We start from the raw sequence: 21,653 nt of genomic DNA, 5'->3' as shown, positions 1-21,653 counted from the left end.
CCAGGATCAAACTCTCCATAAAAGAAAATTTGATAAAGCTCAAATTTTGCTGGCATCAATCTCGATGTCCAAATTTTGTTTCTATAATAGAAACGTTTAATTCATTAACGTTTTGTTGTTCAGTTTTCAAGGTTCATATCGCCGTTTCTCAACAGCAACTTTTTAATAATATCATTTATCATTCGTTGCGTCAACTATTATTTTAAATTTTGTTGAGACAATGTTAATACTTTAATATCTTGTATTTCTCTTGTTACCTACTTATTGGCTTTCGCATAAGCAACATTGATTACTATACTAGCCTATACTCACTTTTGCAAGGGGGAAGTGAAAAGTAAATTAATTCAGACTACTTTTATTAAATTTTAGAGATCGGGAATCCTATAATTTAGTATTAGATGTTAATACTCTTCCTATTAAAATATTTAGCATTACATATTACATAGTAGAATCTTATATTACTCCACATGTTTATTGTTTCATTTATTCAAAAATCTGAATCCATACACTACACTTATAACCAAAAAGAAATGTAGACAAAATAGATTGAACATTTTTGTCTACACTTCTAAAGTAATATACGTTATTGAGTTAAAGTTTGTGTCATTGTAGTTACAAGAAAATAAAGTAACAAAGGAAGATTACAAATAGACCATACATTATAGGATGAATCTCTTTTGCTCTACCCGCTACAATCATTGTAATAGGATAGAAGATAAATCCAACAGCTATACCAGTAGCAATAGAATAACTTAGTGGCATGAAGATTAATACTAAGAATGCCGGAATTGCAATTTCGATTTTATCCCACTCAATATTTTTCAAAGATGATACCATCAATGCCCCTACGATAATTAATGCTGGTGCTGTAACGGCACTCGTTACAACCGCTAACACCGGTGAGAAGAATAAAGCAAGTAAGAATAAAACTCCAGTTACAACAGATGCAAAACCTGTTCTAGCACCTGCAGCAACCCCCGCAGTCGATTCTACATATGAAGTTGTTGTAGAAGTACCAAAGATTGCACCTGTTACAGTTGCTAATGAATCAGCAAGTAAAGCATTTCCTGCTCTAGGTAATTTATTATCTTTAACTAAACCAGCTTGACCTGCAACTGCCATTAATGTTCCAGCAGTATCAAAGAAATCTACAAATAAGAAAGTTAATACTACAACTAAGAAATCTAAATTAAGAAGTGCACCAGGATCTAAGAAAGCTTGGAATGCTGCACCGAATGTCGGACTTACATCTGGTATTGGAGAAATAATCCCTCCAGGTAATTTAACTAAACCAAAAATCATACCTACTACAGCAGTAATAACCATTCCATAGAAAATTCCACCACTAATTTTCTTAGCCATTAAGATTGCTGTTACAACAACTCCAAATACCGCTAGTAACGTAGCCCCACTAGTGATGTTTCCTAATCCTGTTAATGTTGCACCATCTACAATAATACCCGCACTTTGTAGTCCAACATAAGCAATGAATAACCCGATACCTGCACCTACAACATACTTTAGCTGCGCTGGAATCGCATTAATGATCGTTTCCCGAATACCGCTCAAAGATAAAACTATAAAGATAAGTCCTGAGAATAGTACGCCTGTTAAAGCAGTTTGCCATGGCATTCCCATTCCTAATACAACTGAAAACGCAAAGAAGGCATTCAGTCCCATACCCGGTGCCAAAGCAATTGGATACTTAGCAATAATCCCCATAAATAAACTACCGACTGCAGCAGCTAATGCAGTAGCAACAAAAACAGCGTTATAATCCATACCGGCTTCAGAGAGCATTCCTGGATTTACAGCAAGAATATACGCCATCGATAGGAATGTTGTTAAACCACCTAAAATCTCACGACGATAATTTGTTCCAAGTTCTTCAAATTGGAAATACTTTTTCATTGTTATCCTCCGTATTGTCGTCCAAATGTCAAAAATAAAAGACATACAACTTGATTGAAGTCGCATGCCTACCGATCTCTACTGACTCTAGATTGAAAAAAAGAAAAAAAGAATAATTGCATCTAGAATGAATAGTCGTAGTCAAACTATTTACTGGTAGTTTGGTAGAAACTTTCGAGCCTTATTCTCGACATTATACGACGAAATATTTAATTTACGTTAGTACTATATCATCATACATTTCAATTTTCAATCCCATTTACGAACATTTTTCAAGAAATTTAAAATATAGTTCGTTAATATTTAAAAAATTCACCAAATATTCCCCTTGACTGTGAATATTACTTATAATTCCGACTTACTATATTAGAATCAACACCAGTTATTTCACACACCATATCTCACCTCTATTTTCTTCTACAAAAAAGAACCCCCGATCACTTCAATCTGAAGTAATCAAGGGGTTCATCGCATCTAATTTTATTATTATTCCCATTCAATTGTTGCAGGTGGCTTAGACGTAATATCATACAGCACGCGGTTAACGTGTTTTACTTCGTTAACGATACGAACTGAGATTTTTTCTAACACGTCCCAAGGGATACGTGCCCAGTCAGAAGTCATTCCGTCAATAGATGTTACTGCACGGATACCAACAGAGTAGTCATACGTACGAGCATCGCCCATTACCCCTACAGAACGGATGTCAGGTAAAACAGCGAAGTACTGCCAAATGTCACGATCAAGGCCAGCCTTTTTAATTTCCTCACGTAGGATAAAGTCTGCATCACGAACGATTTCTAATTTTTCCTCTGTTACCTCTCCAAGTACACGAATTCCTAATCCAGGTCCTGGGAATGGTTGACGCCAAACAACTTCTTCAGGAAGGCCAAGCTCTAACCCTAAAGCACGCACTTCATCTTTAAATAAAGTATTTAAAGGTTCAATAAGAGTGAATTTCATATCTTCTGGAAGTCCACCAACATTATGGTGCGATTTAATCGTTTGTGCTGTTGCAGTACCAGATTCAATAATGTCTGTATAAAGAGTACCTTGTGCAAGGAAATCCATATCTTCTAATTTTGATGATTCTTCATCAAATACATAAATAAATTCATTACCAATAATTTTACGTTTTTTCTCTGGATCTGTAACACCTGCAAGTTTGCACATGAAGCGTTCACGTGCATCAATTTTTATAACCTTCATATCAAAGTCTTCTGTGAATGTCTTCATCACTTGTTCAACTTCACCTTTACGGTTTAGGTTATGGTCAACAAACATACATGTTAACTGGTCACCAATGGCTTTATGGATTAATACAGCTACTACAGAAGAATCCACTCCACCAGATAATGCACAAAGTACTTTTTTATCACCAACTTGTTCACGAATTTTCGCGATTTCAATTTCGATAAAATTGGCCATTGACCAGTCACCTTTCGCTCCACAAACGTTGAATACGAAATTACGCAATAAGTCGTTACCATGTACTGAGTGACGTACTTCTGGGTGGAATTGGACAGCATATAATTTGCGTGATGCATCTGCCATTGCTGCAATATGACAAGATGGACTCGTTGCAATGACTTCAAAGCCAGTTGGTACTTCTGTTACATGGTCACCATGGGACATCCAAACAATTTGCTCCTTCGGTAAATCACCGAATAGGTTGTTTTCAGTGGTTACTGTTAATTCAGCTTTACCGTATTCACGTGTTGCTGCAGATTCAACTTTACCACCTTGTGTGTGCGCAATCAGTTGCATGCCGTAGCAAATACCTAAAATCGGTAAACCTAAATTAAAAATAGCTGGGTCTACTTTATATGCGTTGTCATCATAAACCGAGTTTGGACCACCTGAAAAGACGATCCCTACAACATTCATATCTTTAATTTCTTCTGCGGTAATTGTGTGCGGATGTAATTCTGAGAATACGCCAAATTCACGAATACGACGTGTAATCAATTGATTAAATTGGCTACCGAAATCAAGTACGACGATTTTTTCTTGCTCTTTTAGTAAGGGAGTTACCATGATTTACACCTCTTCTAGTTTGTTTATATATTTTATTATCACAAAAAGGATGTGTCTATATTATTTTTTTAAGACACACCCTTCAAGGGAAAAGGGTAAAATATTTATAGAAACACGACCAAATTACCATTACATAGATATTCTCGTGCTATGGATAAATGATTTTACCTCCAGTATGGTAGTTTTTTTGAACCGCTTGGCTCTTGCGCGCAAACAAAATCCTAGCTAACGCGAGAAACTTCTGCGGCGGGAGTTACTCTTCGAAAATTTAGTGAGCGTTTACTCCCATTCGATTGTGCCGCCTGGCTTTGGTGATAGGTCGTAGCACACTCGGTTTACGTTCTTTACTTCATTAATAATTCGGTCTGTAATTTTCAATAAGATTGGCCAGTCAATCTGCTCGACAGAAGCTGTCATTGCATCGATTGTATTTACCGCACGGATAATTACTGGATATTCATACGTACGCTCGTTGTTACGTACACCTACCGATTTAAAATTCGGTACAACTGTGAAGTATTGCCACACTGTTTTATCTAAACCAGCTTTTGCGAATTCTTCTCGTAAAATTGCATCTGATTCACGTACTGCTTCAAGACGCTCTGGTTCAATTTCACCTAAGCAACGTACGCCAAGACCTGGACCTGGGAACGGCTGACGGTATACCATGTCATGTGGTAAACCAAGCTCAACCCCACATGCTCGTACTTCGTCTTTGAATAACTGGTATAGAGGCTCAACTAATTCGAATTGTAAATCCTCTGGCAAGCCACCTACGTTATGGTGAGATTTTACAACTTTATGAGTTTTCGTACCTGATTCCACGATATCAGGATAAATTGTTCCTTGTGCTAAGAAATCAATTCCTTCAAGCTTACGAGCTTCTTCTTCAAATACGCGAATAAACTCGATACCGATGATTTTGCGCTTTTCTTCTGGCTCACTTACACCTTTTAATTTACCTAAGAATCGCTCGCTCGCATCAACATAAATAAGGTTTTCTTCTAAGTCTTTTTCGAACATTGCGATAACGCCTTCAGATTCATTCTTACGCATTAAGCCATGGTTTACATGTACGCAAACCAGTTGCTTACCGATTGCTTTAATTAATAATGCAGCTACAACTGAAGAATCGACACCGCCAGAAAGTGCTAATAGTACTTTTTTGTCACCGATTTGGTCCCGTACTTTCGCTACTTGATCTTCAATAAAGTTTTTCATGTTCCAGTTTGCTTCTGCTTTACACGTATCGAACACAAATTCTTTTAATAAAGCTTTCGTTTCTTCTTCTGTAGTTGGCCAAGCCGGGAAAGTTTTTGAGGCTTTCGTAGAAGCATGCTTCACACTAATAACAGGAATACCTAAATCGTAAATTTCATCTAATACGTCGATAGCTTCGCCATCTACAATATTATTTTTACCACCGTTCAGAATAATCCCTTTTACTGTTTTTAAACTATTTATATTTTGAGCAGTAATGTCATGAGGATGAATTTCACTATATACCCCTAAATCACGAATCCAACGAGCAATCGTTGTATTATCACTACTACCTAAATCTAATATTAAAATATTATCTTGCTTCAATCTGATACAACCTCCTAGTAATATTTAATTCAGTAATATTTCGGTTTTATACCTTTTCAAACGATTCGAATAGGGCACCTAAAATACGAAAAACGCATAGAAAAACCAATTTACATAAGTTTTTCTACGCGTCCTCCTCATCATATATATAAGCAGGTAGACGTAACCAAAAGGTACACGCCTACCTGCCGTCATAGATAAGTTGTTTAAGGTAACTTAGTAGAAACATCCGAACCATATTATCGGACTTATATGAAGGCATCCGTTCATATTATTTTCACTAAATTTTACCCCTACTATAATGTAAAATCAACTGATTCTACGATTGATTAAAAATTCCCAAATTTCTTTCATTTTATTAAAGTCGATTTCCTCTTGTTGTTTTCCATAGATAAATTGTTCGTATATGTGAGTAATTTCAGACATTTTTTTAGTCCCAAGAACACTATCGACTTCCTTCGCAAAGGATTGTAGTGTTTGGTCATGTTTTCGTTTAAACCCTTTAAACTCAAGTGCTTTTAACAATTTGGTAAACATTGTTTCGAAATTTGTTTCGTCCATCGGTTTATTTCGATTCATAAATACATACAATTTCGGTAACCATTTTTTGCGGGAGATTAATAATAATATTCCCGCTACTAGTATAGAAAGATTAATGACTACAAACAGTATGTGATTTTTATTTATCATATCTATAAAATCAACGAAGAAGTTTGAGTTATTTTCTTTTGTCGTAGGTTGTTGTTCACGTTCTCTTTCTAGTTCTTCTACTGTACGTTCTTCTTCCTCAAGAACTAATTCGTCTTCTGGATTCGTCGTTTCAATATCAAATTCGATTGAACGCATATTAGAAAAACCAATTGTTGGCTCAAAGTTAACCCAACCGACATCTGGAATATAGGCTTCAACCCAAGAGTGAGCATTATTATTTGTTACTTCGTAAGTTTTTAACCCACCACTAGTATCAACAATTTCTCCACCCATAAACCCTTTTACCCAACGAGCTGGAATACCAACCGAACGTAACATCACTACCATTGAAGTTGAAAAATTGTCGCAATAACCTAACTTCGTTTCAAACAAGAATTGATCTACATAATCCTGCCCGGCAGTAGGGATTGCAACGTCATCCGTCTCATATCGGAATCCACTTCTAGCAAAATAGCTTTCGATTGCCCTAGCCTTTTGATATGGTGTTTTAGCACTTCTTACAACATCATTTGCCAGATCTACTACACGATCAGGTAATGTATCTGGAAGCTGCAGATACGGTTCAAAGACAATAGGGTCGATTGGTACAGATGGTTCACTCTGTAATTGGCTATAGAGCAAAGATGGCTTACTATACACAACACTATATCTCTCTAACTTTAAGATTTTATTATCACCATAAGGATAAATTTTTTCAGTGTTTGTATTCATGATCAACCCAATTTCAGAATGATTTTCTAAATCATCTGGATTTAGTTCCACTCGCTTCATTCCATATGGTTGCATAATAAAGTCAAATGGGTTGATTTGTGTAATATGAGCTACCTTCGCACTTTCATCAGTTCCTGTTGGTATAGAATAATTGATATCTTCATTCAAGTTAAAATACACTGATTCTGTTGGTGTAGTAACAGACTGTTCCCATCCTTTTGATGTGTAAGTGTCTTTCGTTTCCACACGCCAATACTGTTTAGAGTCAGCTTGCGCTAAAAACACTACTGTGTCGTCTGCAACAAACGCCCCACCAAGCCTACTATCGTTTGTTCCGTAGCCAACTTTTGATACTCCGTTACCACCTTCAACACCATCACCTTGACCGGTTGCCGATTTTATAAATGGTACTGGGTCTGGCCAAATTGGTTCTGATTTTGGCAGAGTGATTCCTAGTATGCTTACTAATCCTATTATGAGAATTGTAGGCATAACCAGTTTTACGTACTTGTGCCACTGAAGTGTAATACCAGCTTGTACAATTAAGCCTTTAACATATAAAAATACTGTCATTATCAATCCAAGTAAAACAATCTTAATCATTGCATAATTGCCATCATACTCTGTAAAAGTATCTAATGTTGCGATAAAGAAAATCGTTAATACAAGGAAGTAAAAAATTGTTTTTCTTATAGTAATCCAATAATGAATTAGATAGATTAACATCCAGATTAATATAAAGAATAAAAACGTTCGGAACGGATCCGTAATTTCTAGCCATCTACCACTAAAGACAGTGACAATGTTATAATGCATTTCTGAAAGTAAAAACAATAGGCCATCTGTTGATAGAATAGATAAGTCTTCATAAACATCCGTTATAAACCATGCAATATAAGCTAACTTAATAATCCATGAAATAATAAAGTGGACATTAAATAAGCTAATAATTAAACAAACACCTATAAATAATAGAATTAACTCCATGTGACCTGTTTTTGTCAGTTCTAAAATAGGAATTAACCACTCTTGTAAAATAAAAAAAACTACAATGTAATAGAGTGCGAGCTCCATATAGTGAAAGTTATTTGTTTTCACGGCTTCGACACCTCCGTGAAAGCATTTTTAAAATGTTCTTTTGATAGTGTAATCACTTTTACATTTGGATAATTTCTTTTTGTAAGCATATTACCATCATCAACTACAAAACAAATTGCTCCACGCATTAAATTTGAACTATTCATAAAGAAATGTGACATTTCATCTGAAAAATTGCCCGTAATAAATATAAACGTAGAGGAACTTAAATGATTTAACTCTTTTGTAAGAATAGAATAAATAGAATCAGTAGCATCAGGCAAAACAGTGGCTAAATGTTTTAGCACCTTTTGAAACTGGCTTTGAGTTTTAATATTAGGGAAAAAACTTCTCGTATCACCATAGGATAAGAATGAAATATCACCTTGATTCTTTACAACACTTCTTAAAATCGATGCAGATAGATCTACAACTTCTTCAAAATTGTAAAAATGCGTTCGATCGATACACAAGAAAATATGCTGCGTTGTACGATCTTCAAATTCCTTCGTTCGTAGTGTCTCATTCTTTGCAAACGACTTCCAATGGATCCACGAGAAACGGTCTCCCGCTTGGTAATCCCGGACTCCTGTTACCATACTCGTATCTTTTACAATAGGGACTACCGATGCAATACCACCTTGGTCATATTGCATTTGTATTTGTTGATATTTTAATTCTGTAACTCTTGGATACACAGTAAAACTTTGTGTATCATTGGTTCTTTTTTTACGTACCGTCCATCCAAAAAAATCTGTTACAGTAAACTCTAACCCTTGAAAAGTAAATTGACCCCTATTCAAGTTTCTTATTTCATACGTCCATTCGAATTTCCTTTTCCAACCGACAAAAAATATATTACTAATGTTGCCTGTTGCCTTATCGAAAAACTGTTTTTCTAGATCGATTTCACGAACTGTTAAAAAAATCAATGGAAACCAAGTTTTATTTTGAAAATGGATAGTAACACGTACACTATCTCCTCTTTCAACAACCGAAGGCATTATTTCTCTATGAACATTTTGGATATTAATGGGTACAAGAGCTAGTGAAAATGAGTACAGTAAAAAAGGAATAAGTGAATAAAAAAGGAACCAACTCACGAATCCACCTTGAAACATGGCATAACTAAATGTAATGATTATTAACAGCAAAATTACGATAAGACTACTTATTTTTTTAAAGACAGGTTTTACCTTGCTCATTTCTCAGCATACCTTTTAATCGGAACGATGGCTTTGTTAATGATACGGTTTAAAATTGCTTCCTGTGTAATCCCATCATATCTTGCTTCAGGTCTCAAAATGATTCGGTGAGCAAATACATAAGGTACTAAATATTGAACATCATCCGGTATAACATAATCACGATTGTTCATTTTTGCAAAAGCTTGAGATGCTTTCATAAGTGCTATTGAAGCACGTGGGCTAACACCAAGATATACCTCACTTACTTTTCTTGTTGCTCTAGCAATTTGTACAATATATGCTTTTATAGAATCCTCTACATAAACCGCTTTTACTTCTTCTTGCAGCTCTAATAGTTCATCTAAAGAAATAACGGAATCTAGTGTTGTGATTGGCTGCTTATTTTCAGCACGACGAAGCACTTCCACTTCTTCTTGTGGCGTTGGATACCCCATTCTTATCTTTAACATAAATCGATCAAGCTGTGCTTCTGGCAATGGATATGTCCCTTCATATTCGATGGGGTTTTGCGTTGCCATTACAAAGAATGGTTTTGGAATTTGAATTGTTTGACCATCAATGGAAATTGAGGCCTCTTCCATACTTTCTAACAATGCGGATTGTGTTTTTGGAGAAGTTCTGTTTATTTCATCAGCCAAAATGATATTACCTAAGATCGGACCCGGTCTAAATTCAAATTGTAATGTTTTCGGGTTATATATTGAAACACCAATCACATCTGAAGGAAGTAAATCAGGGGTAAATTGAATACGTTTAAACTCTAGTCCCATGGATTTTGCGAGTGCACGTACCATCATTGTTTTACCGACACCTGGAACGTCTTCAAGTAGTACATGTCCACCTGCAAGCATTGCAATAACGCTCAACTGAGCAACTTCTCGTTTACCTATCATGACTTTCTCGATATTACTTATAACCTCTTCTATTTTTTGATGCATATTACCAAACCTCCCAATCCGGCGCAACAGTAGTCAGAATTTACAAAAAAATATATTTAAAGCATAACTAAATCCAAGATTGAAAACAACTAATAGAATTGGATTTAATTTATTTTTACAAAATGTAACAAATAATATATATTCTTAAACTTATCTATACATGTTAAATTTATACAGTCTTAAACAAAAAAGCCTGTTTCTTTTTAGAGACAGACTTAAATTCTAGCTTTTACATAAGACATTTATTTAGATCGATGAGCGGTAAGTGTTTATTTGAGACTTCTTACTTGTGTGTTTTAGATTCGAAGTCTTTTCTAAAAGACGATTATGACGATTTGCAACAGATTGTGCATCACTATGAACTCCACTTATTATTATACTTTTCTCTTGTTTTCTAAACCGCTTTATAGGGGCTTGTGGATTTCGGGCAGATGACTCCCTTTTTTGACTACCATTCTGTTGTTGACTGGACGATTGTCTATTTGCTTCTCCTTCATCTATCAATCTAAAAATTCGTTCATTCGTTTGTAAATATTGTCGAGAGTTACGAAAAACACTACTCGTAATCGAGTGAACCCGTGAAGTTCTCATCTTTACACTTACCTCCTTTCAGGCGATCTTATATTATATTATTCATATCGGTAATTTATGCTCAAAATAAAGAAAAACCAGGCTAAATTTTACCTGGCCTGGTTATACATTCATTCTTTAATTGTTATTTCCAAAAGTCATCAAATATTGTGATAGGTGTATGACGTTTATGCTGGGATCTTAAATAATGTCCCTCAATTACTTTACGTGCTTTTTCAGGAACTTCTTTTCCTTCTAAATAATCATCAATTACATCGTATGTTACACCTAAAGCTGTTTCATCAGGAAGTGCTGGTCGTTCTTCTTCTAAATCCGCTGTTGGTGTTTTCAAATAAAGATGTTCAGGACAATCTAAGTAAGCTAATATTTGCCTACCTTGACGTTTATTTAAACGGAAAATTGGTGTTAAATCTACCCCGCCATCACCATACTTTGTATAAAAACCTGTTATAGCTTCAGCCGCATGGTCAGTCCCTACTACGACCCCATCATTCATTGACGCGATTGAATATTGAGCTTTCATACGCTCACGAGCTTTTTCGTTTCCTTTAGCGAAATCGCTTAATTCAACCCCAGCCTCTTTTAAAGCTTTCACGCTTGCATCGACAGCTGGTTTAATATTTACTGTAATTAGTTTAGTTGGTTCTATAAATTGAAGTGCGTCTTGAGCGTCTTGTTCATCTGCTTGAGTACCGTATGGAAGACGAACAGCGATTGTAGCATACTGTTGTTTACCAACTTCTTCATTTAACTCATTTACAGCTATTTGAATTAGTTTACCTACTAGAGTAGAGTCTTGCCCACCGCTTATTGCGATGACAAATGACCTTAGAAATGTATGCTTTTTAGCGTAGGCTTTTAAGAATTCTACTGATTTACGCACTTCATCTTCAGGTTGTATTTGTGGTAATACTTTCAATTCTTCTATAATACCTTTTTGCAAATTGTCCAAGGGTCAGCCCTCCTTAATAGTTCTCCATGTTATGAACCATATTACGAACTTCTTGTATATTTCTCATCTTGTTATCCCAACATTTTTGACTAAGATCAACAGGGTATTCCTCAGGGTTTAGTGAACGTTTGTATTCATCCCACAATAAATTTAATCTTTCTAAGGCATAGTTCTTCATTTCCAAAACAGAAGGACTGTTATATATAATAGTTCCATTTTCTATAACTTTTTGATGCAGATTTTGAGCTTCAAAGTTTGTTACAAATTTAGAGATGAATGTATGAACTGGATGGAACATTTTAATGCGTTCTTCTGATTCTGGATTTTCATCTACCATTGCAATATAATCGCCTTCTGCTTTTCCGTTCTCTTTATTAATTATACGGAATACATTTTTTAAGCCCGGAGTCGACACTTTTTCAGCATTCGCTGTAATTTTAATAGTATCTTCTAGTTCGCCTGAGTCATTTTCAATCGCTACTATTTTATATACTGCGCCTAACGCTGGTTGATCATAAGCTGTAATTAGCTTCGTACCAATGCCCCATGAGTCCACCTTCGCTCCTTGAGCTTTCAAATTCAATATTGTGTATTCGTCTAAATCGTTTGAAACGATAACTTTTGCATTTGGGAAACCAGCTTCGTCTAGCATACGTCGTGCTTCTTTTGATAAAAACGAGATGTCACCACTATCTAGTCGAACACCTACAAAATTAATTTTGTCTCCTAATTCTTTTGCTACTCTTATCGCATTTGGTACACCCGATTTTAACGTATTGTACGTGTCTACTAAGAATACACAATCCTTATGTCTTCTTGCATAGGAGTGAAATGCTTCATACTCACTCTTATACGCTTGAACCATTGCATGCGCATGAGTACCAGAAACCGGAATATTAAACAGTTTACCTGCACGTACATTCGACGTTGAATCGAAACCACCTATAATTGCAGCACGCGCACCCCAAATAGCTGCATCCATTTCTTGCGCTCTTCTTGAGCCAAACTCTGCAGCATTATCATTTGGAATGATGTGTTTAATTCTACTTGCTTTCGTCGCAATAAGTGTTTGATAGTTCACGATGTTCAACAATGCCGTTTCGATTAATTGCGCTTCAGCTAATGATGCTTCGATTCTTACTAATGGTTCGTTTGCAAAAACCACTTCACCTTCGACCATAGAATGCATTGTACCTGTAAAACGAACTGTTTTTAAATATTCAATAAAATCATCTTGATATCCTAATTGTTTTAAATACTCAATATCTGTTTCACTAAATTTAAAATTCTTTAAGTAATCTAGCATTCGTTCTAAGCCAGCAAATATCGCATATCCGTTTCCAAATGGCAATTTACGAAAGTACAACTCAAAGATAGCCCTGCGATTATGGATCCCATCTGCCCAATAGCTTTCGGCCATGTTTATTTGATAGAGATCAGTATGTAATGTTAAGCTATCATCTGCATAATTTGTTTTCATAAGAAGCCCCTTCTTCCCAATTTCATAATTAGTCATAGTATACACTATTTGCTAAAAACGACAACGATATGAACAGTTAAAGTTTCATACTAATGCACAAATTCTTTTATTAAAAAATTGCATAATATAATGAGGTGATCTAACGAAATGAGTAAAAATGGAGCAGCAATTCAATTTCAAGATATTAGTTTGGAGCGGGGTGAAACTCTTATACTAAAGGGAATTACCGATACAATTTATAAAGGGAAAATTACTGCTCTTGTTGGTCCGTCAGGTGCTGGAAAAACGACACTTCTTAAGTTATGTAATGGGTTGATTTCTCCAACGAATGGAGAAATAATTGTTGACCAACATCCAATAACTGAATTTGAACCTACGACTTTAAGGCGACAGGTTGGCATTGTTTTACAAAACGCCCCAATGATTCGAGGAAGTGTCTTTGATAATTTAGCATTACCAATAAAGTTACAAAGGTCAAATTTACATACGGAAGAAGCAATTTCAATGTTAAATAATGTAGGACTAGATGAAAGCTTTCTAACGAGAGACGCATACGAGTTATCTGGTGGTCAAAAGCAAAAAGTTGCCATTGCACGCACATTAATGAACCGTCCCAAAATACTATTATTAGACGAAATAACATCTGCACTTGACCCAGTATCAAAAGGTGAAATTGAACAGCTTATTCGTAAAATCAATAAAGAATACGGAGTAACAATTATATGGATTACGCATAACCTTCAGCAAGCAAAGGATATTGGGGATTTTATATGGGTAATGATGAAAGGTCAGTTAGTTGAAAGCGGAGATAAATCGATATTTGAGCATACAAAAAATAGTAAAGTGCAACAATTCTTTGAAGGGAAATTTTGATTATGACATACACTACATTAGCATTAACTCTCATCTTTGTCTTAATTCCACTTATACTTTCTAAAACATTAAATCTTGGCCTTGAAAAAGATACATTAGTTGCAACCGTCCGTTCCATTATCCAACTTTTAGCTGTTGGCTATGTGTTGAAATTTGTATTTGATGCAGATAGTTATCTCTATATGTTCTTAATGATCACTTTGATGATTGTTGCAGCCACTCTTAATGCTAGGAAAAAAGGAAAGGCAATTAAGGGAATAACTTGGAAAATTGCTACTACCTTAATCATTGTAGAAGTTGTTACACAAAGTATTTTGCTTGGACTAAACATTGTTCCAGCAACTGCTCAATATATCATACCCATCAGCGGAATGTTGATAGGCAACTCTATGGTTCTTTCTATTCTATTTTTAAATCGCTTTACTGCAGAAATTGAAGCAACCAAAGATTCTATTGAACTAGTACTCTCATTAGGTGGTACTTCAAAGCAAGCAATTCATATGCAACTAAAGAGCGCGATTAGAGCAAGTATGATTCCAACCATTGAAAGTCAAAAGACAATTGGCCTTGTCCAATTACCTGGTATGATGAGCGGCCAAATTATCGGGGGAGCAGATCCTGTAGTGGCTGTTCAATTTCAAATACTTATAATTTTCGCACTATTGACAACAGCAGCTCTTTCTAGTATTTTAGTTGGCTTTCTATCATATCCAACTCTCTTTAATGATAGACTTCAGTATATAGAAAACTCCACCTCTAAATAATCGGAAAATTGAATCTATTCTAGAAATTTAACTACAATTTTTTAACTATGATATAATTTTAGAAAAAAGAAGGAGTTAGCATATATGCCATTATTAAGAGACTTTTTCATTAATTTATCTGAAAATCAATACTTAAACTCTGCTGCGCAAAAATATGGTTTAAAGTTGGGTGCACAAACTGTAGTAGCAGGTACGAACATCGAAGAAGCGATTGAAAGTATGAAGGTATTAAATAGCCAAGGAATTTCTTGTACTGTTGATAACTTAGGTGAATTTGTATATGAAAGATCTGAAGCAACTAAGGCAAAAGAACAAATTTTAGCTGTTATTGAAGCAATTCATGAAAACGGTGTCAATTCACACATTTCAGTAAAACCGTCTCAAGTTGGGTTAGATATTGACTATGATTTTTGTTATGAAAACCTTATGGAAATCGTAGGAAAAGCAAACCAATATAATATGCATGTTAACTTAGACCAAGAGACTTATAATCGACTACAACCAACGTTTGATTTAATGGAAAAAATTTCAGAAACTTATGACAACATTGGTACGGTTATTCAAGCTTACTTCTTTGATGCAAAGGAATATACTGAAAAATATAAGGATTATCGTTTACGTATCGTAAAAGGGGCATATAAAGAATCTGCAGAGGTAGCTTATCAAGATAAACACGATATTGATTTAAACTTTATTGAGCTTATAGAATATCACTTATTAAATGGTGAATTCACATCAATTGCAACTCATGATCATAACGTGATTAATTATGTTAAACAATTTGTAAAAGATAACAATATTTCAAAAGATAAATTTGAATTCCAAATGCTTTATGGCTTCCGTAAAGAAATGCAATTAGAACTTGCAAAAGAAGGGTACAATTTCTGTACATATGTACCATTTGGAAGTGACTGGTACGGTTATTTTATGCGTCGCTTAGCGGAACGTCCGCAAAATTTAAACCTAGTTACGAAACAAGTATTTAACAAAAAAACAAACACAATACTTGGCGTAGCAGCTGCCGCTTTTGTTTTAGGTCGTCTAACAAAGCGAAAATAAATAATTTGCAATTAAATAGGCTATCAATCTAATAAATTCCTAGATTGGTAGCCATTTTATTTTCTTATTGAATAAGAAAGTATATGTTTTTGAGTTGGAACAATGTCTAGCTGCGAACGCCAACTCCTCGGCAACTTCAAAACCGCCTGCAAGGGCAAAGAGCGCCCTTTTGTCGGTTTCTCCGAAGTACATGGATGTACGAGTGCCGGTAGTGCGACAGGATGTCGCGTAAACGAACGGCCAGTTGCTGAGGCCCACAGGATGTGGGTCATGTAGGCGATGCGACAGAGGCCAACACGACGTTGGTCATATCGACGATGCCACAGGACGTGGCGTTTTCGGCGATAAGTCGCGTTTTCGCCGACGCGGAGTTGAGCAGGCGTTCTCCGCTTTTCTTATTTATTCCAACCTTTTTCTTTAAATCTTGAAATTGCTTCGATTCGATTCCCAACTCCAAGTTTGTCTAAAATAGTTGATATATAATTACGTACAGTACCTGTAGATAAATAAAGTTCAGATGCAATTTCTTTTGTTGTTTTACCTTCAGCAACGAGCTCTAACACTTGACTTTCACGATCTGTCAGTGGATTTTCACTTTCATCTTCATAAACAAAATCAACTAATTCAGGCGCATAAATTCGCTTCCCACCAATAATTGTTCGAATCGATTGTACAAGTTCTTCAATAGGACTATCCTTCAGTAAATATCCTTTCACACCTGCTTTTCGAGCTCGTTCAAAATAACCCGGTCTAGCAAATGTTGTTAGGATAATAATTTTACATTCACTTTGTGTGGAATATAAATGTTCTGCTGCATCTAATCCTGTTTTAACTGGCATCTCAATATCCATAATGCAAATATCAGGTTGTAGTTGTTCCACTAGATGAATTGCTTCTTCACCATTTTTTGCAAGCCCCACTACTTCCATATCTTCTTCCATATTAAGCAGTGATTTCATTGCTCCTAAAAGCATGCCTTGATCTTCAGCAATAACAATACGTATCAAATCATTCACTCCTTTTTTGATGGGTAATGGCAAGTGGGACAGAAATACTTAAGGTTGTACCTTTAGTATTATCTTCAAATGTTACGGCACCGTTGATAAAATCAAGTCTTTCTTCCATACCTCTCAAGCCATTACCATAGAAATTCTCAACTTGACCAATCCCTTTACCATCATCTTGAATCTTGATGAAAATTTCATTATCATCTTGTCCAATAATTATTTTACATTTTTTAGCATTACTATGCTTCACAACATTTGTAATGGCCTCTTTTATACACATACTTAGAACATTTTCAACTAGGACTGGCATTGCTAGTTTTTGTGTATCTCCCTCAATTTCGTACTTTATACTTGCAGCTTTTAAAAGTTGTTCTACTCGAATTAATTCTTCTTTTATTTTAGTTGCTCGCATATTAGAAACAAGTTCACGTACTTCCTTTAAAGCAATACTTGCTGTATGACGGATGTCCTTCATTTCATGAATTGCTTCTTCTGGATTTTTTGTCACAAGACGATTTGCAAGATCACTTTTCAGCACGATTAGTGAGAGCTTTTGGCCAAGGGTATCGTGTAAATCACGCGCGATACGTTGACGTTCTTCATAGATGATTAACTCTGCAATTCGTTCTTTTGCTACTTCAAGTTCCCCTTCTAGGTTCTCCCTTTTGTTCCGGTTGTATAAAGTAAATGGCAGTAATACTACTCCTAGAACTGTAATTATAAGAAAAGGAGTTTGTGATAGGAATAAATTTAGATTCAAGAAATATCCGAACACAATAGAAATAACAGTAAAACCTATATGTAAGCCGTACATGATATAAAATCCTACCGGATGACGAATATTACCGATAAAAAATGCTGTAAACAGCGACAAATATACATACCCGAACATTAAGGTCATGACAACATTCAATACCATCTCAAAACTGATCCACATATAGACAAGACCATTTTTAGAGTTAAAGGACAGCCAATGGGATAAGAAATAAACAAGTATTAATAGAATACCTATGACTATTTGAATATATGAATAGGAACGAATAAGAAAATAAAAAGGCAAAATGCAAAAAATAATCCAAACATAAATACTAATCCAAGGGTTCTTAGGAAAAATCGTATACCAACTCTGCATTATTAACCTCACAGTATCTTTGTTTTCCTTTTATTATAACAGTACATGAATTTTATGACACATTCTCCCTATCACAATTTAAAATGCTTTGCTTTAGAAAAACACAACCCAACCTTAATAGGTCAAGTTGTGTTTTTTTATCCGGGACTACCGAAAAATTAAACTTCCTTATCCACCAAAAGTATCAGTATACTTTTGAGATAACTCTTTAGATGTAAATTGATTTTTTTTCGCTGGTACTATTTTATCTACTTCTTTAAACGTGACAAACTTCTTCTGCTTCGGATCATAAAGTTTATAACGAATAGATTCTAAACTTGTTTTAAGTGTAATTGTCGTTGCTTTTTGTAACGGCGTAATTGAAGCATGCGCTTCTTCTAATTTATAGTTCGGTACTCTTGGCGCAAGATGGTGCACGTGATGATACCCGATATTACCAGTTACCCACTGCAAAACTTTTGGTAATTTGTAAAACGAGCTACCTTCAACTGCTGCTTTTACGTAATCCCACTCTGGATCGTACTCAAAATACGAATCTTCATACGTATGTTGAATGTAGAATAACCAAATCCCCATTGATCCTGCTGCAAACAGTGTAATCCCATGAACTAATAAAAACGACTGCCAACCAAAGAAGAATATTAGTGATGCACAAAGTAATAGCACCATTAAATTAATAAAATAAGTATTTAAGCGTTCTTTTTTCTTCGCTTCTTTTATATTAAAACGATTTAATACTAGCACTAAATAAAGGGGGCCTAGCCCAAACATAACAATCGGGTTACGATACAAACGGTATGCTAGACGACCAAATTTTGATTTTGCTAAGTATTCATCAACCGTAAGCATATCAATATCACCAATTCCGCGCTTATCAAGATTTCCACTTGATGCATGGTGAATCAAATGCTCTCGTCTCCATTTCATATATGGAAATGAAGTTAGAATTCCTGTTATATTTCCTACGATATCATTCGCTTTTTTATTCTTAAAGAACGATCCATGTGTACAATCATGGAAAATGATGAAAGTTCTAACTAAGAATGCTGAAGATAAAACACCACAAGCTGCCGCATACCAAGGCGAAAATTGTACTAAGTAATACCCCGCGGACCATAGTAGTAATAGTGGAACGATAGTGTTAATCATCTGAATAATACTTTTATTTCTTTCTGCTTTTGCATAAGCAGCTACTTCTTTACGTAACTGTTTTGTTTTTTCAGCATCAGTCATAGTCAATGAAAATCCCTCTTTCTAGCTTATTAATTATTTTTATAATACAAATATTAATACATATAGAATAGAATCAAACATCACTAGATATTCATTACAAATGTCATAGTATAACTTCGGTTTGAATTTGTATGAAAAAGTATAAAATAATAAGAAAAAACTATCCCAATGATAGTATTGGAATAGTTTTTTTCATTATGTGCACTAGTTATTTGAAGGATACATACTAATGATTCGATGTAGGATTTTCATTGAAGAAGGCAGTGTTGATCAAATTAAAACGTCAGAGGAAGATGAAAAATTACCTCTGACGTTTTAAACTTATTTCCGAGTTATCGTTGGAACGTAAAGCATCTCATCTGAAGTTGGAGTAAAGTTGATTGCACGATTTATTCCTGTATTAATTTTTTCTAGATATAACGTTACGTACGGAACATCTTCAGCGACGATTTTTTGGATTTCTTGTAGCTGTTGTTCACGTGTGACAGAATCCATGTTTGTTCTAGATTCATTTAATAATGCATCTACTTCTGCATTTGAGTAATCTGTATGACCTACAAAACGTTCTGTATGGAATCGGTCTAACGAGTAAGCACCATCATACATTGAATTTCCTAAGCCGAGTAAATAAGCCTCTTTATTTTCATTTGCATTTCGTAATTGTACAAATGTACTCCACTCTGAGAATTCCAATTTCACATTAATACCTGCTTGCGCTAACATACCGACAATCAACTCGGCTACATCACCATCTTGTAAATATCGCCCCTTTGATGCGTGAAGAGTCATATCAAATCCATTTGGATAACCTGCTTCAGCAAGTAATTGCTTCGCTTTTTCTATATCATAGTTATACGTATTATATAGACTTGGTTCGTGCCCAAAGTTACCTGGTCCAACCATTGTTAAAGTAGGGATCCCAGCACCCTTCAAAGCAAACTCTGTAAGTGTTCCATCATCAATTGCATAATCGATTGCTTGACGCACTTTCACATCAGCTGTTGGTAACCCTTCTGTTGTGCGAAGTACTAGGAAAAGGACACGATTTGACACTTCTTGTATTAAGGATGTATTGTCATTACTTTGCACTCGCTCCCAGTCAGCTGGCGGAATATTCGTTGCAATATCTACCCCACCAGTAAGTAACTCAGATACTCGAGTCGAATCTTCTGGAATAACGCGGAATGTTACTTTATCCCACTCATCAACTTTACCTAAAAAGTAATTTTCAAATGGCTCAAAAACAATTTGACTATCTCTTATCCACTGAACAAACTGATAAGGACCTGTTCCTATTGGATTGTTTAGGAAGTGATCCCATCCATTTTCTTCAATATATTTTTTTGGTAACATTCCTGATCCTAAACGTGCAAGTCGATGGATAATCGACGGTTCAGGTGCATGGGTGATAATTTGCACTTTATAAGGATCAATAATTTTTACTTCTTTAATTTGTTTATAGTTTGGGTGCTCCTTTAGCGCACTATCTGTTGCAACTCGCTCAAGTGTAAATTTCACATCATCTGCGGTGAATTCATCTCCGTTATGAAATTTTACACCTTGTTTTAATACAACCTCTACTGTTGTATCATCAATAATTTCATAAGACTCTGCTAACCATGGTTGTAACTCATTATTTTCATCGCGCTTAAACAAGTAATCAAACATATTTTGGTGGATAGATTCTGTTGAAGTATTGTTGTGGTTATGAATATCAAAGCTTAACATATCCGAGCCAATTGCAATTACTAGATCCCTATCTTCCGTAGTTGTTTCATTAGTGGTATTAGTTTCAGTATTGGTTCCTTTTTCTGTTGTCTCATTTTCTTTTACTGTTTCTTTTTCCGTAGGCGTATTACCTGAACAAGCAGCTAATAATAGCAACACAATCATTAATGACAAAATAAGATAGTGTCTTTTCACGGCTTTCCCCCTATAAAATTAGTTTTGAAGATCCCATTCCAACTATTTCCAAGGTGCTTATTTAGTATATTCCAGGTAATTTTACCTTTATGAATTAATTTAAGGACTATTTTTTATTTGATGTTGGGCAAGATATGTATTCTTTGGATATAGATAGGTGGATTATTTGGATAACATGGGGATTGGAGAGTGGCTTAGCATCGAAATATAATGATATTTCGATTTAGCTAAGGTTGGATAGTGCTGAAATTTGGATGAAGGACATTTCTGGTAGGAAATGCAGTTGAAATGTCGTTCATCGCCTTGATGAAGGACATTTCTGGTAGGAAATCCACTTGAAATGTCGTTCATCGCCTTGATGAAGGACATTTCTGACAGGAAATCCACTTGAGATGTCGTTCATTACCTCGATGAAGGACATTTCTGGTAGGAAATCCACTTGAAATGTCGTTCATCGCC

16 protein-coding genes and 2 riboswitches are annotated in these 21,653 nt (G+C 35.3%); of the genes, 3 read left to right on the top strand and 13 right to left on the bottom strand.

From position 1 onward, the window contains the following. Nucleotides 1-612 precede the first annotated feature (612 nt). From CD29_RS16710 to CD29_RS16670, 9 genes are all read right to left on the bottom strand, one after another. Complete coding sequence (locus tag CD29_RS16710; protein WP_036189458.1) at nucleotides 613-1,911, bottom strand: NCS2 family permease; 1,299 nt, start codon at nucleotides 1,909-1,911, stop codon at nucleotides 613-615. A gap of 118 nt (nucleotides 1,912-2,029) precedes the next feature. Continuing rightward, a riboswitch (purine riboswitch) is annotated at nucleotides 2,030-2,132 on the bottom strand. 265 nt (nucleotides 2,133-2,397) lie between these two features. Beyond that, nucleotides 2,398-3,948 carry a glutamine-hydrolyzing GMP synthase gene (gene guaA / locus CD29_RS16705; protein WP_036189455.1) on the bottom strand — a complete coding sequence of 517 codons (1,551 nt, stop codon included), beginning with the start codon at nucleotides 3,946-3,948 and terminating at the stop codon, nucleotides 2,398-2,400. Between the two features lie 279 nt (nucleotides 3,949-4,227). Continuing rightward, on the bottom strand, nucleotides 4,228-5,541 hold the full coding sequence (gene guaA, locus CD29_RS16700; RefSeq protein WP_197061778.1) for a glutamine-hydrolyzing GMP synthase: 1,314 nt from the start codon (nucleotides 5,539-5,541) through the stop codon (nucleotides 4,228-4,230). 168 nt (nucleotides 5,542-5,709) lie between these two features. Next, nucleotides 5,710-5,811: riboswitch (purine riboswitch) on the bottom strand. Between the two features lie 33 nt (nucleotides 5,812-5,844). Beyond that, nucleotides 5,845-8,055 (bottom strand): transglutaminase family protein, encoded by a 2,211-nt coding sequence (locus CD29_RS16695; RefSeq protein ID WP_052124224.1) that lies wholly within the window; start codon nucleotides 8,053-8,055, stop codon nucleotides 5,845-5,847. Further along, nucleotides 8,052-9,239 (bottom strand): DUF58 domain-containing protein, encoded by a 1,188-nt coding sequence (locus CD29_RS16690; protein WP_036189449.1) that lies wholly within the window; start codon nucleotides 9,237-9,239, stop codon nucleotides 8,052-8,054. The genes CD29_RS16695 and CD29_RS16690 overlap by 4 nt, the downstream gene beginning before the upstream one ends. Next, nucleotides 9,236-10,180 (bottom strand): AAA family ATPase, encoded by a 945-nt coding sequence (locus tag CD29_RS16685; RefSeq protein ID WP_036189446.1) that lies wholly within the window; start codon nucleotides 10,178-10,180, stop codon nucleotides 9,236-9,238. Before CD29_RS16685 ends, CD29_RS16690 begins: the two co-directional genes overlap by 4 nt. A 246-nt stretch (nucleotides 10,181-10,426) precedes the next feature. Next, nucleotides 10,427-10,771: a hypothetical protein gene (locus CD29_RS16680; protein WP_036189443.1), complete on the bottom strand. Its 345-nt coding sequence runs from the start codon at nucleotides 10,769-10,771 to the stop codon at nucleotides 10,427-10,429. A 124-nt stretch (nucleotides 10,772-10,895) separates the two neighbouring features. Further along, entirely contained in the window at nucleotides 10,896-11,723 is an 828-nt protein-coding gene (gene nadE / locus CD29_RS16675) for an ammonia-dependent NAD(+) synthetase (RefSeq protein WP_036189440.1), read from the bottom strand. 13 nt (nucleotides 11,724-11,736) lie between these two features. Further along, nucleotides 11,737-13,203, bottom strand: a complete 1,467-nt coding sequence (locus CD29_RS16670; RefSeq protein ID WP_036189437.1) for a nicotinate phosphoribosyltransferase — start codon at nucleotides 13,201-13,203, stop codon at nucleotides 11,737-11,739. Nucleotides 13,204-13,350: 147 nt separating this feature from the next. On the opposite strand from CD29_RS16670, the gene CD29_RS16665 reads away from it, so the two are divergent. The 3 genes from CD29_RS16665 (at nucleotide 13,351) to CD29_RS16655 (ending at nucleotide 15,899) form a co-directional block, all read left to right on the top strand. Next, a complete protein-coding gene (locus CD29_RS16665; protein ID WP_036189434.1) occupies nucleotides 13,351-14,076 on the top strand; it encodes an ABC transporter ATP-binding protein in 726 nt (241 codons plus the stop codon). 2 nt (nucleotides 14,077-14,078) lie between these two features. Further along, nucleotides 14,079-14,840 (top strand): ABC transporter permease, encoded by a 762-nt coding sequence (locus CD29_RS16660; protein ID WP_036189431.1) that lies wholly within the window; start codon nucleotides 14,079-14,081, stop codon nucleotides 14,838-14,840. 84 nt (nucleotides 14,841-14,924) lie between these two features. Beyond that, the gene (locus tag CD29_RS16655) at nucleotides 14,925-15,899 is read left to right on the top strand and encodes a proline dehydrogenase family protein (RefSeq protein ID WP_036189428.1); all 975 of its coding nucleotides are present in this window, start codon (nucleotides 14,925-14,927) and stop codon (nucleotides 15,897-15,899) included. 395 nt (nucleotides 15,900-16,294) lie between these two features. Here CD29_RS16655 and CD29_RS16650 read toward each other — a convergent pair whose 3' ends face one another. The 4 genes from CD29_RS16650 to CD29_RS16635 form a co-directional block, all read right to left on the bottom strand. Further along, entirely contained in the window at nucleotides 16,295-16,906 is a 612-nt protein-coding gene (locus CD29_RS16650) for a response regulator transcription factor (RefSeq protein WP_036189425.1), read from the bottom strand. A gap of 1 nt (nucleotide 16,907) precedes the next feature. After that, on the bottom strand, nucleotides 16,908-18,038 hold the full coding sequence (locus CD29_RS16645; RefSeq protein ID WP_081976300.1) for a sensor histidine kinase: 1,131 nt from the start codon (nucleotides 18,036-18,038) through the stop codon (nucleotides 16,908-16,910). A 168-nt stretch (nucleotides 18,039-18,206) separates the two neighbouring features. Next, nucleotides 18,207-19,271 (bottom strand): fatty acid desaturase, encoded by a 1,065-nt coding sequence (locus CD29_RS16640; protein ID WP_052124226.1) that lies wholly within the window; start codon nucleotides 19,269-19,271, stop codon nucleotides 18,207-18,209. Nucleotides 19,272-19,592: 321 nt separating this feature from the next. Beyond that, nucleotides 19,593-21,194 (bottom strand): ABC transporter substrate-binding protein, encoded by a 1,602-nt coding sequence (locus CD29_RS16635; protein WP_036189422.1) that lies wholly within the window; start codon nucleotides 21,192-21,194, stop codon nucleotides 19,593-19,595. Between the last annotated feature and the right edge of the window lie 459 nt (nucleotides 21,195-21,653).

The sequence above is a fragment of the Ureibacillus manganicus DSM 26584 genome, from assembly GCF_000772945.1.
GTDB lineage: Bacteria > Bacillota > Bacilli > Bacillales_A > Planococcaceae > Ureibacillus > Ureibacillus manganicus.
The sequence above is the reverse complement of the archived record's forward strand: the minus strand, read 5'-3'. Positions and strand labels throughout refer to the sequence as shown.

Coding starts and splice junctions, on each gene's coding strand:
- CD29_RS16710 (WP_036189458.1), bottom strand. CDS start 1,911: ATGAAAAAGTATTTCCAATTTGAAGAACTTGGAACAAATTATCGTCGT.
- guaA (WP_036189455.1), bottom strand. CDS start 3,948: ATGGTAACTCCCTTACTAAAAGAGCAAGAAAAAATCGTCGTACTTGAT.
- CD29_RS16690 (WP_036189449.1), bottom strand. CDS start 9,239: ATGAGCAAGGTAAAACCTGTCTTTAAAAAAATAAGTAGTCTTATCGTA.
- CD29_RS16685 (WP_036189446.1), bottom strand. CDS start 10,180: ATGCATCAAAAAATAGAAGAGGTTATAAGTAATATCGAGAAAGTCATG.
- CD29_RS16680 (WP_036189443.1), bottom strand. CDS start 10,771: ATGAGAACTTCACGGGTTCACTCGATTACGAGTAGTGTTTTTCGTAAC.
- CD29_RS16670 (WP_036189437.1), bottom strand. CDS start 13,203: ATGAAAACAAATTATGCAGATGATAGCTTAACATTACATACTGATCTC.
- CD29_RS16665 (WP_036189434.1), top strand. CDS start 13,351: ATGAGTAAAAATGGAGCAGCAATTCAATTTCAAGATATTAGTTTGGAG.
- CD29_RS16660 (WP_036189431.1), top strand. CDS start 14,079: ATGACATACACTACATTAGCATTAACTCTCATCTTTGTCTTAATTCCA.
- CD29_RS16655 (WP_036189428.1), top strand. CDS start 14,925: ATGCCATTATTAAGAGACTTTTTCATTAATTTATCTGAAAATCAATAC.
- CD29_RS16645 (WP_081976300.1), bottom strand. CDS start 18,038: ATGCAGAGTTGGTATACGATTTTTCCTAAGAACCCTTGGATTAGTATT.
- CD29_RS16640 (WP_052124226.1), bottom strand. CDS start 19,271: ATGACTGATGCTGAAAAAACAAAACAGTTACGTAAAGAAGTAGCTGCT.